The sequence below is a fragment of the Pseudomonas sp. Marseille-Q0931 genome, from assembly GCF_940789645.1.
In the GTDB taxonomy this organism is placed as follows: domain Bacteria; phylum Pseudomonadota; class Gammaproteobacteria; order Pseudomonadales; family Pseudomonadaceae; genus Aquipseudomonas.
In genome coordinates this window covers 64,387-77,542 of record NZ_CALNWT010000014.1, presented here as the reverse complement: position 1 = coordinate 77,542, position 13,156 = coordinate 64,387, and the positions used below count along the sequence as shown (strand labels likewise).

Sequence of the window (13,156 nt, the reverse complement as noted above, 5' to 3'; positions counted from 1 at the left end):
TGGGCGCCGTACACGGAATCATTCAGGGAGCGTTTGGGTGAGTTGCACCGTCCTTCACGTGCTAGTGCGCGCAGTCGCAGCCTTGCGCCTGCCGCTCGCCATCCTTGCCGCCTCGGCATTGGCCGGTTGCGTCAGTTCGCCTCCTGGGGGCGTGCAGGTGGTCGATCGCGGGCAGGGCCAGGGGCGTGCTCCGGTGGTCCAGCGCCAGCCCGTGCGCAACGGCCACTATGTCGTGCAGCGTGGCGATACCCTCTATTCCATCGCCTTTCGTTTCGGCTGGGATTGGAAGGCGCTGGCTGCGCACAACGGCCTGCGTGATCCTTACATCATTCGCGTTGGCCAGAAGATCCGTTTCGACAATCGCCCAGTCGCTAGCAGCCAGACAGTCGTTTCGACACCGAGCCCGGCCACCTCGCCGGTGGTCACCCGCCCGGTGCCGAGCCGTCCGCCGGTCGCCGTGACGGCCCCGCCTGCCTCTCAGCCCGCTCGGCCACCTGTCGCCAACACGCCCGCGACCACGCCTGTAACCCCGGTAAGCCGCTCGGCCAGCGGTTGGTCCTGGCCGACACAGGGCGCAGTGATCAGTCGTTTTTCCTCAAACGGTAGTTTGAATAAAGGCATTGATATCGCCGGGGAATTAGGACAGCCTGTTTTAGCTGCGTCTGATGGATCGGTGGTGTACGCCGGGAGTGGTTTGCGGGGCTACGGCGAGTTGATCATCATCAAACACAGCGACACCTACGTAAGTGCTTACGGTCATAACCGCAGGTTGTTGGTACGGGAGGGGCAGCAGGTCAAAGCGGGGCAAAGCATTGCCGAAATGGGGTCCACAGGGGCCGACCGGGTGAAGCTGCACTTCGAGATTCGCCGCCAAGGTAAACCTGTCGATCCGCTGCAATATCTGCCACGTCGTTGATCCGCGGCTGACCCGTTCCATCGCGTAGGAGGGACGGGCTCAGGTATGGCCAGGACGGTTCCGCCAGAGTCTGTTGTCGAACTCAGCTAAGGACAACAACAATGGCTCTCATCAAAAAAGAAGCGCCGGAGTTTGACGTCGACGATGAGCTACTCCTGATGGAGTCCGGCATCGTTTTCGGCGAGGTTCAGGGCGATGAAGTGGAAGCACCGGTCGCGCGGCCCAAGGCCAAGAACGCAGCCCCTTCCAGGCAGCACAAGTACATCGATTACACCCGGGCGCTGGACGCCACTCAGCTTTATCTCAACGAAATCGGTTTCTCTCCCTTGCTCACTCCCGAAGAGGAAGTGCACTTCGCGCGCCTGGCGCAGAAGGGCGATCCTGCCGGGCGCAAGCGCATGATCGAGAGCAATCTGCGCCTGGTCGTGAAGATCGCCCGGCGTTACGTCAATCGCGGCCTTTCCCTGCTCGACCTGATCGAGGAGGGTAACCTGGGCCTGATTCGCGCCGTGGAGAAGTTCGATCCGGAGCGGGGGTTCCGTTTTTCGACTTATGCCACCTGGTGGATCCGCCAGACCATCGAACGCGCCATCATGAACCAGACGCGAACCATCCGTTTGCCGATTCATGTGGTCAAGGAACTCAATGTCTATCTGCGTGCGGCCCGCGAGCTGACTCAGAAGCTGGACCATGAGCCTTCCGCGGAAGAAATTGCCAACCTGCTGGAAAAACCGGTGGGTGAGGTCAAGCGAATGCTTGGCCTCAACGAACGCGTGTCCTCGGTGGACGTCTCGCTCGGTCCGGACTCGGACAAGACCCTGCTCGACACCTTGACCGATGATCGGCCGACCGACCCCTGCGAGCTGTTGCAGGACGATGATCTGTCGCAGAGCATCGATCAGTGGTTGTCAGACCTGACCGATAAGCAACGCGAGGTCGTTGTGCGTCGTTTCGGTCTGCGTGGGCATGAGAGCTGTACGCTGGAGGAGGTGGGCCAGGAGATCGGCCTGACTCGCGAGCGCGTGCGGCAGATTCAGGTCGAAGCGCTCAAGCGTCTTCGTGAAATTCTGGAGAAGAACGGCCTGTCCAGCGACGCATTGTTTCAATGAGGTTTGCGCCTCGATGAAAAACCCGGCTTCGGCCGGGTTTTTTATGTGCTGTCGCGTAAGCCGTTGCTTACAACTGTTGTCAGTCTTTGTGCTGAAGTGGACTGATTTTAACCGACTAGTTCTTGTAATTATTTGTTTTTAAAGGAAATTAAATTTAATCGAACTGATTGAGCGCATTTCAGTCGGGTTGTGCGGAAGTCTGAAGTGGCTAATATCACACCCGTGCTCAGGGACAAGCACAGGTCGCCAGGATGACGATCAGGAGTATCGCAAGAAGCGATTCATCAGGACGATGATTTGGGAGACAAAGGGATTAGGGAATAAAAGTGGGCGGCGCGAGCCGCCCCTTTTTTTGTCCGCTATTTCTGACGCTACGCCGGGACGGAATGTCGAAGTGGCTCCGTATAAAGCAAAAGACCCGCACATGGCGGGTCTCCGTGTTTCTGGCGAACTCAGCGCTCCAGATGCTGCAGCTTGTCCTTCACGCCGTCCCACTCTTCGGCGTCCGGCAGCGCATCCTTCTTCTCGGTGATGTTCGGCCATACTTCGGCCAGGTCGGCGTTCAGCTCGATGAATTCCTGCTGATCCTCGGGTACCTCGTCCTCGGAGAAGATAGCCTGAGCCGGGCATTCCGGCTCGCACAGGGCGCAGTCGATGCACTCGTCCGGGTGAATGACCAGGAAGTTAGGGCCTTCGTAGAAGCAATCCACCGGGCAGACTTCCACGCAGTCGGTGTATTTGCACTTGATGCAGTTGTCGGTGACGACGAAGGTCATTCTGATTCTCTCCTCGGGGCGGCGGCCTGGGCTCTTTCTGCGAAGGGCTGCCAGGCGCTCTGTCTAAGGCCGCGGCTCAGGCTGTAAACCGGGCGGTCGTAAAATTGCGCGCGATTCTAGCAGTTTGTTGTTTGGAGCGTTAGATCTGCGTCTTCCATGTATATAACAGCTCGAGCGCTTTACGCGGAGTCAGATCATCGGGATTGATCTTGTCCAATTGCTCCAGCAGTGGATGTGGCGCGCTGGCGAACAGGTCGCTCTGCATCGGTACCTGCGGCTTACCTGGCTCCTGGCGCGGCAGGTCGTGCTGCAAGCTGGTGGCCTCCAGACGTGCCAGGTGCTCACGGGCTCGGCTGATCACGGTGCCCGGCACGCCCGCCAGTTGTGCCACTGCAAGGCCATAGCTCTGGCTCGCCGGTCCGGGCTGGACGTGATGGAGGAAAACGATGCGCTCGTTGTGCTCGGTGGCCGAAAGGTGCACGTTGGCCACTACCGGCTCGCTTTCCGGCAATACCGTCAGCTCGAAGTAGTGTGTGGCGAACAGGGTGAAGGCACGCAGGCGCGCCAAGTGCTCGGCTGCCGACCAGGCCAGCGACAGGCCGTCGAAAGTGCTGGTACCACGACCGACTTCGTCCATCAGTACCAGGCTGCGTTTGCTGGCGTTGTGCAGGATATTGGCGGTTTCGCTCATCTCCACCATGAAGGTGGAACGGCCGCCAGCCAGGTCGTCGCTCGAGCCGATCCGGGTGAATATGCGGTCGACCAACGACAGCTCGCAGGTCGCTGCCGGCACGAAGCTGCCGATATGGGCCAGTAGCACGATCAGCGCGGTCTGGCGCATGTAGGTGGACTTACCGCCCATGTTCGGCCCGGTGATGACGAGCATGCGGCGGTTGTCGTCCAGGTCCAGGTCGTTGGCCACGAAGGGGGTGGTCAGCACCTGCTCGACCACCGGATGACGCCCCTGATCGATGCGCATGCACGGCTCGTCGACGAAGCGCGGGCGGTTCAGGTCGAGGTTCAGCGCGCGCTCGGCCAGGTTGCTCAGCACGTCCAGTTCGGCCAGGGCCGCGGCGCTGTCCTGCAGCGGGGCGAGGTGGCCAATCAGCCTCTCGAGCAACGCGTCGTAGAGCATCTTCTCGCGCGCCAAGGCGCGGCTCTTGGCCGACAATGCCTTGTCTTCGAACTCCTTGAGCTCCGGGGTGATGAAACGCTCGGCGCCCTTGAGCGTTTGCCTGCGGATGTAATCGGCCGGGGCGGACTCGGCCTGTTTGGTCGGCAGCTCGATGAAGTAACCGTGCACGCGGTTGTAACCGACCTTGAGGTTGGCCAGGCCGGTGCGGGCTTTCTCGCGTGCCTCCAGATCCATGAGGAACTGGCCGGCGTTCTCGCTCATCGCCTGCAGCTCGTCCAGTTCGGCGTCGAAGCCGGTCTTCAACACGCCGCCATCGCGAATGACTGCCGGCGGATTGTCGATGATGGCGCGGGACAGCAGGTCGGCCAGCTCAGGGTAGGTGGCAACGGTAGTGGCGAGTTTTTGCAGGTGCGGTGTGTCCAGCGAGGTCATCGCCTGTTGCAGCTCGGGCAGCGCAGCCAGGGCATCGCGTAGGCGAGCCAGATCGCGCGGGCGAGCGTTGCGCAGGCCGATGCGGGCAAGGATGCGTTCCAGATCGCCGATTTCCTTGAGCTGCGGCTGCAGCGTCTCGAAGCGGTAACCGTCGAGCAGGCAGGTGATGGCGTTCTGACGCGCCTCCAGCACCGCGCGGTCGCGCAGCGGGCGGTTCAGCCAGCGGCCCAGCAAGCGGCTGGCCATGGCGGTCTGGCAGCGATCCATGACCGATTGCAGGGTGTTGTCGCGGCCACCTGAAAGGTTGATGTCCAGCTCTAGGTTGCGGCGGCTGGCGCCGTCGAGGATCACCGTGTCGTCCAGGCGCTCATGGCGCAGGCTGCGCAGGTGCGGCAGGGCGGTGCGCTGGGTTTCCTTGGCATAGGCCAGCAGGCAGCCGGCGGCGCCGATGGCCAGGGTCAGGTTCTCGCAGCCGAAGCCCTTCAAGTCCTGGGTGCCGAACTGCTGGCACAGGCTCTTGAAGGCGCTGTCGCGGTCGAAATCCCAGGGCGCGCGGCGTCGCGAGCCCTTGCGCTTCTCGGCGGGCAGGCCCTGTGGCCAGTCGTCCGGGATCAGTAGTTCGGCGGGGCTCAGGCGCTCCAGTTCGGCCAGCAGGTTTTCCCAGCCCTTGATTTCCTGAACGCTGAAGCGGCCGCTGGTGATGTCCAGCACGGCCAGGCCGAACAGGCGCTCGTCACCGAGGACGGCAGTCAGCAGGTTGTCGCGATGTTCGTCGAGCAAGGCTTCGTCGCTGATGGTGCCGGGAGTGATGATGCGTACCACCTGGCGCTCCACCGGCCCCTTGCTGGTGGCCGGGTCGCCGATCTGCTCGCAGATCACCACCGATTCGCCAAGTTTGACCAGCTTGGCCAGATAGCCTTCAACCGAGTGGAAGGGGATGCCGCACATGGGGATCGACTGGCCGGCCGACTGACCGCGAGCGGTCAGGGTGATGTCCAGCAGCTTCGCCGCCTTCTTCGCGTCTTCATAGAAAATTTCGTAGAAGTCACCCATGCGATAGAACATCAACTGGTCCAGGTGCTGGTTCTTCAGCTTCCAGTACTGCTGCATCATCGGGGTGTGTGCGGAGAGATCGGTCATGCCGGGCCTTACGTGCGGTGGGTGTGACGAAACGGGGAATCTTCCCATACTTCGCCTTTGCCGTGGACCCCGAAACGCCGGCGATATCGCTGGCCGCTGTGTTGTGCCGGCTGTCCGTCATGGCCATTTCCACTGCTGGCGCAAGATGTGTAGGGTGGGGCACTCGATAAGGAGGCGAACATGGACAGAATCAGTCAGTTGGCCGAGCAGCTCGGCCAGGCGCTGAAGGTGCAGGCCGCTCAGGTCAGCACTGCAGAATCGTGCACCGGTGGCGGTATTGCCGAGGCGATTACCCGCATACCGGGTAGCTCGGCCTGGTTCGAGGCTGGATACGTGACTTACTCCAACGCACAGAAAACCAGGCAACTGGAAGTCTGCGCCGAGCTTTTCGCCAGCGTCGGCGCGGTCAGTCAGGAGGTAGTGGAAGCCATGGTGCGCGGCGCCCAGGGGCACAGCGGGGCACGCTACGCTGTTGCCGTCAGTGGCGTGGCGGGTCCAGATGGCGGCTCGCCGGAGAAGCCGGTCGGTACTGTCTGGTTGGCCTGGGGAGACGGCGAGCGCCTTTACAGCCTGCGCAAGCAGTTTGCCGGAGGTCGCGACGAGGTACGCCGACAAACGGTCGAGGCCGCGCTGGCCGGGCTTCTGCGCCTGTTGGCAGAGGAAAATCCGGCATTGGGGTAGGCGGGCGACTTGCCCTGTGGAATAATACTGGCTACTTATACAGTTGTTGGCGGCCGCTTAGGCCCTTGTGAATACGTGAGGATGTAATGGACGAGAACAAGAAGCGCGCTTTGGCGGCTGCCCTGGGTCAGATCGAGAAGCAGTTCGGCAAGGGCGCGGTCATGCGCATGGGCGATCATGAGCGTCAGGCGATCCCGGCCATTTCCACCGGCTCGCTGGGTCTGGATATTGCTCTGGGCATTGGCGGTTTGCCGAAAGGCCGTATCGTCGAGATCTACGGTCCTGAATCCTCAGGTAAGACGACCCTGACCCTGTCGGTTATCGCCGAGGCGCAGAAGCTGGGCGCCACCTGCGCCTTCGTCGACGCCGAACATGCGCTGGATCCGGATTATGCCGGCAAGCTCGGTGTCAATGTCGATGACCTGCTGGTGTCGCAGCCGGACACCGGCGAGCAGGCGCTGGAAATCACCGACATGCTGGTGCGCTCCAATGCCATCGACGTGATCATCGTCGACTCCGTGGCAGCGCTGGTACCCAAGGCAGAAATCGAAGGGGAAATGGGCGACATGCACGTCGGCCTGCAGGCCCGACTGATGAGCCAGGCGCTGCGCAAGATCACCGGCAACATCAAGAACGCCAACTGCCTGGTGATCTTCATCAACCAGATCCGTATGAAGATCGGCGTGATGTTCGGCAGCCCGGAAACCACCACCGGTGGTAACGCGCTGAAGTTCTACTCCTCGGTCCGTCTGGACATCCGCCGCACGGGTGCGGTGAAGGAAGGCGAAGAAGTAGTGGGCAGCGAAACCCGCGTGAAGATCGTCAAGAACAAGGTCGCACCGCCGTTCCGTCAGGCCGAGTTCCAGATCCTGTATGGCAAGGGCATCTACCGTAACGGCGAGATCATCGATCTGGGCGTGCAGCAGGGCCTGGTCGAGAAATCGGGCGCCTGGTACAGCTATCAGGGCAACAAGATCGGTCAGGGCAAGGCCAATGCCGCCAAGTACCTGGAAGAAAATCAGGCCGTGGCCCGCGAGATCGAAGGTCAGATTCGCCAGAAGTTGCTGGTCAGCAGCGCTCCGGCGAAAGCCTCCGCCGACGATCTGGCTGACGCAGAAGTCGACTTCTAAGCCCTCAACGCATGACCGTCGTACTGGATAACCCGCTCGCCGTCAGGCGAGCGGCCATGGATCTGCTGGCGCGACGTGAGCATGGCCGCGTCGAGCTGACGCGCAAGTTGCGCAAGCGCGGCGCTCCCGAAGAGATGATCGAGACTGCCCTGCAGCGCTTGTCGGAAGAAGGGCTGCTGTCGGAAGCCCGCTATCTGGAGAGCTTCGTCGCCTATCGGGCGCGTGCCGGTTATGGTCCGCAGCGTATCCGCGAAGAGCTCGGCCAGCGTGGGCTGGCGCGCAGCGATATCGATCAGGCGCTGCGCGAAAGTGGCATCGACTGGTTCGAGCAACTGCGTGCAACCTGGCAGCGCAAGTTCTCCGGTCGGCTTCCCGGCGATGCTCGCGAACGTGCCCAGCAGGGCCGATTTCTAGCTTACCGTGGTTATTCGCTGGATATGATCGGGCGTTTGCTGCGCGGTTGTGATGAGTAGTTCGTCACTCCGCGTCTTCAGGTTGAACGCTCAGCTTGTGTAGATGCTCCGGTACGTCGGGAGCGCCGGCCAGGCGCAAACCTTCGCCCAAAGCAGTGGCGTCCTGGTGCTCCTTGGGCAGCATGAGGAATTCCGGTGTGCCGACTTTCTTCAGCAACGACAGTCGCGCGTAGGGGATGGCATTGTCCAGTAGCAGCCCCATGAAGCTTGGATCGCTCCAGGCGGCCTCGGGCATGGCCAGTACGTGATAACGACTCTGCAGGTCATTCAGGCCTGTTTCGTTCAATCGATAACGCACCAGATTGGCTGGCAGTTGCACGTCCAGCCCGCGTCGGCGTGCGTAGGCGATCGCTCCGGCGAACGACTCGCCTTGCGTTTCACCTGACCAGAAGGTGCGTGAGCCTCGCCAGTTGGCCTGGCGCAGTTCGATCGGCTCTCCAGCGAGGAAGCGCGGCAACGCCAGGCTGATGGTTCTGACGAAATCCTTGTAGCTGATGATGCGCACCTGCTTGCAGTGTTCGCTCGCAGCATAGTCTTCGAAGCATGCATAGCCTGGTGCGGGAGTGGCGCAGGCGAAACCATCGATCATGCGCAGGTCATAGGCTGGCAGGTGCTGAGTTTGCGCCTCCACCACCTGAGTCAGGGCTGCGTGGGCCTGGGCCTTGTCTTCCTGTACCGGGCCGGAGAGCGCACCGCGCGGCAGATTGAGCAGAAGCTGCAATTGCGGGCCCTGGTGCCAGCAGATGCTTTCGACCATCGCGGGTAGCGGTTTGAACGGCAAGCGCAGGGCACTAGCTCTGGCAAAAATCTGCCGTGAGCCACGGCCGAGCAAGCCCATGCGTTGAGCAAGAGCGGCCAGGCGGCTGCTGAGGGTTGAAGATTCGGACAGGCTCATGGCCGGCAGATCGCTCCTGAAGCGTCTACTGCAGTGTGGCAGACGCGGACGACTGTTGCCCATAAAGCGTAGCGCGGCGTAAGAGCGCCAGCTGCTGTGCAGGTCTGTGGCAAAATAGCCGCATTCATTTGCGAGGGTGCCTCCATGCCCAGCTTGGTGCTGGATATTGCGTTATCGGCCGAACGATTGCAGGCCATCTACCGTGGCCATGCCAACCGCATTATGGCGCAAAGCCGTGACGGGCGCCGGGTCAGTTTGCCGGCCCACCATCTGCGGCCGTATCTGACTCATACCGGCATTCATGGTTCCTTCGTGCTGGAGTTCAACGATACCGGTGAGTTGCTGAGCTTACGCCCTTTGGACTGATCTGGCGCGCTTGCCTCGCGCAGGCGATGCCTGCGCAGCTATAATCGCCGGCCTGCCAACCCTCTACCTGTCGAGCTGAGCCTGCCCATGTACTCCCTGGCCCGCGAGCTGTTGTTCAAACTGTCCCCGGAAACCTCTCACGAGCTGTCCATCGATCTGATCGGTGCCGGTGGCCGGCTGGGGCTCAATGGCCTGCTGACCAAGGCGCCGGCCAGTCTGCCGGTGAACGTGATGGGCTTGCAGTTCGCCAATCCGGTCGGTCTGGCGGCGGGGTTGGACAAGAACGGCGATGCCATTGATGGCTTCGCTCAGCTCGGCTTCGGCTTCGTCGAGATCGGCACCGTGACGCCGCGTCCGCAGCCGGGTAACCCCAAACCGCGGCTGTTCCGTCTGCCGGAGGCCGAGGCGGTGATCAATCGCATGGGGTTCAACAACCACGGCGTCGATCATCTGCTCGCTCGGGTCCGGGCAGCCAAGTTCAAGGGGGTGCTGGGTATCAACATCGGCAAGAATTTCGACACCCCGGTCGAACGCGCGGTGGACGATTACCTGGCCTGTCTGGACAAGGTCTACGCCCACGCCAGCTATGTCACCGTCAACGTCAGCTCGCCGAATACTCCGGGGCTGCGCAGCCTGCAGTTCGGTGACTCGCTCAAGGAGCTGCTCGAGGCGCTGCGTCGTCGCCAGGAGGATCTGGCACAGGAGCACGGCAAGCGCGTACCACTGGCGATCAAGATTGCCCCGGACATGAGCGACGAAGAAACCGCGCTGGTGGCATCGGCCCTGCTGGGCGCCGACATGGATGCGGTGATCGCCACCAACACCACGCTCAGCCGTGAAGGCGTCGAAGGGCTGGCTCATGGCGACGAGGCCGGCGGCCTGTCGGGCGCGCCGGTGCGTGACAAGAGCACGCACATCGTCAAGGTGCTGGCTGGCGAGTTGTCCGGCCGTTTACCGATCATCGCGGTAGGCGGTATCACCGAGGGCAGGCACGCAGCGGAGAAGATCGCTGCGGGGGCGAGCCTGGTACAGATCTATTCGGGATTCATCTACAAGGGGCCGGCGCTGATCCGCGAGGCCGTGGATGCGATTGCTGCGCTGCGTAAATAAATAGGGCTCCCGAAGGAGCCCTTGGGCTTGCGCCCGCCGCCCGGAGGGGGTCGGCATGGTGAAGTCGGGAGTGATCCTGTATTAGCCGACAGCGTGAAGTTCGTTGAGTCGATGAATACCGGCTGTGCCGGTCAGCCCATCCCAGTTGTCGCCACGGCCCTCACGCCAGCCATTGAGCCAGGCCTGACGAACCGAAGGTAGGGTAAAGGGGCAGAGTTCGCGGGATTTACCATTGATGCCGTATTGATAGCCGCGCAAAAAAGCTCTTTCTAACGGATCACGCTTAAGTCTTCTCATAGGGTGTTGCCCTCACTGTTGACTGTTATGTCCCGTTGGCCTTGTGGCAAGGCCAGGCAGAAATTTTTCTGCCTACGAAAGTCCGCTGCCGGCGTGGCGAACTTTCTGCGCCTTCGCCATTGCAGCGAAAGCCTTAGGTAGTGTTCTAACGAATGCACCGGGGGCTGTGAATGATCGATTTGTCATAAGGGCGTAACCTAAGTGAGGGTGTGGCCATAAGGACGCTTGAGATAGGTCAGGCGTCGCTCGGCCAGGCGGCGCCATAGCTGGCTGTGCGCACCGATGCCCTCAATTTGCTAGTGCAAATGAGAGTGCTTACTTATTCCGACGAAGGGTCGCACTGTGACCTTTTGTCACTTATTTTGAGTCGAGGTGCGCCGAAGCACCTCCCTGATTGCCATAGGCAGCGGAACATCCATGTCTGATCGTTACGAAATCGTGCTGACTTGCCCCAAGGGGCTCGAAGGCCTGTTGTTGGAAGAAGCCAAAGCGCTCGGGCTGGAGGAGGCTCGCGAGCAGACCGCTGCAGTCCGCGGTCATGCCGAGATCGAAGTCGCCTACCGCTTGTGCCTCTGGTCGCGACTGGCCAACCGTGTGTTGCTGGTGCTGTCGCGCTTTGCCATGAACAACGCCGACGAGTTGTACGAAGGCGTCAAGGCAGTGGACTGGCGCGACCATCTTGAGCCCGCCGGCAGCCTGGCAGTGGAGTTCAGCGGCAATGGCTCGGGCATCGACAACACCCACTTCGGTGCACTCAAGGTCAAGGATGCGATCGTCGACCGGCTGCGCACGGCCGGGGGCGAGCGTCCCAGCGTCGACAAGCTCAACCCTGATTTGCGCGTACATCTGCGCCTGGATCGTGGTGAGGCGGTGCTTTCTCTGGATCTGTCCGGGCATAGCCTGCACCAGCGCGGTTATCGCCTGCAGCAGGGTGCCGCGCCGCTGAAGGAGAACCTGGCCGCTGCGGTGCTGATCCGCGCCGGCTGGCCGCGCATTGCAGCCGAAGGTGGCGCACTGGCCGACCCGATGTGCGGCGTGGGCACCTTCTTGGTGGAGGCCGCATTGATGGCCGCCGACATCGCGCCCAACCTCAAACGCGAACGCTGGGGCTTCTCCAACTGGCTCGGCCACGTGCCGGCCATCTGGAAGAAATTGCATGCCGAGGCCGAGCAGCGCGCGGCGGCGGGCTTGGCCAAGCCGCCACTGTGGATTCGCGGTTATGAAGCAGACCCGCGCCTGATCCAGCCTGGGCGCAACAACGTCGAGCGCGCAGGCCTCTCCGACTGGGTGAAGATCTATCAGGGCGAACTGGGCAGTTTCGAGCCTCGTCCGGACCAGAATCAGAAAGGCCTGGTGATCAGCAACCCGCCCTATGGTGAGCGTCTGGGCGATGAAGCCAGCCTGCTGTACCTCTATCAGAACCTCGGCGAGCGCCTGCGTCAGGCCTGCCTGGGCTGGGAGGCGGCGGTATTCACCGGGGCGCCGGAACTGGGCAAGCGCATGGGCCTGCGCAGCCACAAGCAGTATGCCTTCTGGAACGGTGCATTGGCCTGCAAGCTGCTTTTGATCAAGGTGCAGACCGAACAGTTCGTCACCGGTGAGCGGCGCACAGCGGAGCAACGCGAGCGTGAACGTGAGCAGAATGAGTTGCAGGCCGAGGCGCCCAAACTCAATCGCAACGGCAATCCGATCAAGCCGGCACCTGCGCCGGTCGAGCAGGCACGCCTGAGCGAGGGCGGGCAGATGTTCGCCAACCGCCTGCAGAAGAACCTCAAGCAACTGGGCAAGTGGGCGCGCCGCGAAGGCGTCGAATGCTACCGGCTGTACGATGCCGACATGCCGGAATATGCCCTGGCGGTCGACCTCTATGCTGACTGGGTGCATGTGCAGGAATACGCTGCGCCGCGCTCGGTCGATCCGGACAAGGCGCAGGCGCGCCTGCTCGATGCCCTGGCGGCGATCCCGCAGGCGCTGGGTGTGGCGCAGAACCGGGTGGCAATCAAACGTCGCGAGCGCCAGGCCGGCACCAAGCAGTATCAGCGCCAGGCTGCCCAGGGACAGTTCATGGAGGTGAGCGAAGGCGGCGTCAAGCTGCTGGTCAACCTCACCGACTATCTGGACACCGGGCTGTTCCTCGATCACCGTCCGTTGCGCCTGCGCATTCAGCGCGAGGCGGCCGGCAAGCGTTTCCTCAATCTGTTCTGCTACACCGCCACGGCCACCGTACATGCGGCCAAGGGCGGGGCGCGCAGCACGACCAGCGTCGATCTGTCGAAAACCTACCTGGACTGGGCGCGGCGTAATCTGTCGCTCAACGGTTTTTCCGACAAGCACCGCCTGGAGCAGGGCGATGTGATGGCCTGGTTGGGCGAGGATCGCGGCGAGTACGATCTGATCTTCATCGACCCGCCGACTTTCTCCAACTCCAAGCGCATGGAAGGCGTGTTCGATGTGCAGCGCGACCACGTCGAGTTACTCGACCTGGCCATGGCGCGTCTGGCCCGTGGCGGCGTGCTGTACTTCTCCAATAACTTCCGCAAGTTCCAGCTCGACGAGAGTCTGGTGGCGCGTTATCAGGTCGAGGAGATCAGCGCGCAGACCCTGGATCCGGACTTCGCCCGTAACCCGAAGATCCACCGCGCCTGGCGTTTCACCGCACGCTGACTGCGTAGCCCGGATGCAATCCGGGGCTCAGG

12 protein-coding genes are annotated in these 13,156 nt (G+C 62.0%); 8 read left to right on the top strand and 4 right to left on the bottom strand.

What is annotated here, in order from left to right:
• Window positions 1–82 precede the first annotated feature (82 nt).
• Together P3C50_RS20160 and rpoS are read left to right on the top strand one after the other, a co-directional pair.
• Window positions 83–916: a peptidoglycan DD-metalloendopeptidase family protein gene (locus P3C50_RS20160; protein WP_275547317.1), complete on the top strand. Its 834-nt coding sequence runs from the start codon at window positions 83–85 to the stop codon at window positions 914–916.
• A gap of 101 nt (window positions 917–1,017) precedes the next feature.
• The gene (rpoS, locus tag P3C50_RS20155; RefSeq protein ID WP_197857862.1) at window positions 1,018–2,025 is read left to right on the top strand and encodes an RNA polymerase sigma factor RpoS; all 1,008 of its coding nucleotides are present in this window, start codon (window positions 1,018–1,020) and stop codon (window positions 2,023–2,025) included.
• 452 nt (window positions 2,026–2,477) lie between these two features.
• Here the strand turns inward: rpoS and fdxA are convergent, their stop codons facing one another.
• Together fdxA and mutS are read right to left on the bottom strand one after the other, a co-directional pair.
• Entirely contained in the window at window positions 2,478–2,801 is a 324-nt protein-coding gene (gene fdxA / locus P3C50_RS20150) for a ferredoxin FdxA (RefSeq protein WP_013716392.1), read from the bottom strand.
• Between the two features lie 139 nt (window positions 2,802–2,940).
• Window positions 2,941–5,508, bottom strand: a complete 2,568-nt coding sequence (mutS, locus tag P3C50_RS20145) for a DNA mismatch repair protein MutS (RefSeq protein ID WP_275547316.1) — start codon at window positions 5,506–5,508, stop codon at window positions 2,941–2,943.
• Between the two features lie 180 nt (window positions 5,509–5,688).
• On the opposite strand from mutS, the gene P3C50_RS20140 reads away from it, so the two are divergent.
• From P3C50_RS20140 to recX, 3 genes are all read left to right on the top strand, one after another.
• Window positions 5,689–6,189, top strand: a complete 501-nt coding sequence (locus P3C50_RS20140) for a CinA family protein (RefSeq protein WP_275547315.1) — start codon at window positions 5,689–5,691, stop codon at window positions 6,187–6,189.
• 86 nt (window positions 6,190–6,275) lie between these two features.
• The gene (gene recA / locus P3C50_RS20135) at window positions 6,276–7,319 is read left to right on the top strand and encodes a recombinase RecA (protein WP_197857865.1); all 1,044 of its coding nucleotides are present in this window, start codon (window positions 6,276–6,278) and stop codon (window positions 7,317–7,319) included.
• An 11-nt stretch (window positions 7,320–7,330) separates the two neighbouring features.
• Window positions 7,331–7,792, top strand: a complete 462-nt coding sequence (gene recX / locus P3C50_RS20130) for a recombination regulator RecX (RefSeq protein WP_275547314.1) — start codon at window positions 7,331–7,333, stop codon at window positions 7,790–7,792.
• Window positions 7,793–7,796: 4 nt separating this feature from the next.
• Here recX and P3C50_RS20125 read toward each other — a convergent pair whose 3' ends face one another.
• Window positions 7,797–8,687, bottom strand: coding sequence for a DUF6685 family protein (locus P3C50_RS20125; protein ID WP_275547313.1), 891 nt, complete (start codon window positions 8,685–8,687; stop codon window positions 7,797–7,799).
• 144 nt (window positions 8,688–8,831) lie between these two features.
• On the opposite strand from P3C50_RS20125, the gene P3C50_RS20120 reads away from it, so the two are divergent.
• Complete coding sequence (locus P3C50_RS20120; protein WP_197857868.1) at window positions 8,832–9,053, top strand: DUF2835 domain-containing protein; 222 nt, start codon at window positions 8,832–8,834, stop codon at window positions 9,051–9,053.
• An 87-nt stretch (window positions 9,054–9,140) separates the two neighbouring features.
• Window positions 9,141–10,163 carry a quinone-dependent dihydroorotate dehydrogenase gene (locus P3C50_RS20115; RefSeq protein WP_275547311.1) on the top strand — a complete coding sequence of 341 codons (1,023 nt, stop codon included), beginning with the start codon at window positions 9,141–9,143 and terminating at the stop codon, window positions 10,161–10,163.
• Window positions 10,164–10,244: 81 nt separating this feature from the next.
• On the opposite strand, the gene rmf is transcribed toward P3C50_RS20115, so the two are convergent.
• Window positions 10,245–10,460, bottom strand: coding sequence for a ribosome modulation factor (rmf, locus tag P3C50_RS20110; protein WP_003244273.1), 216 nt, complete (start codon window positions 10,458–10,460; stop codon window positions 10,245–10,247).
• Between the two features lie 417 nt (window positions 10,461–10,877).
• On the opposite strand from rmf, the gene rlmKL reads away from it, so the two are divergent.
• On the top strand, window positions 10,878–13,124 hold the full coding sequence (gene rlmKL, locus P3C50_RS20105) for a bifunctional 23S rRNA (guanine(2069)-N(7))-methyltransferase RlmK/23S rRNA (guanine(2445)-N(2))-methyltransferase RlmL (protein WP_275547310.1): 2,247 nt from the start codon (window positions 10,878–10,880) through the stop codon (window positions 13,122–13,124).
• Window positions 13,125–13,156: the final 32 nt, after the last annotated feature.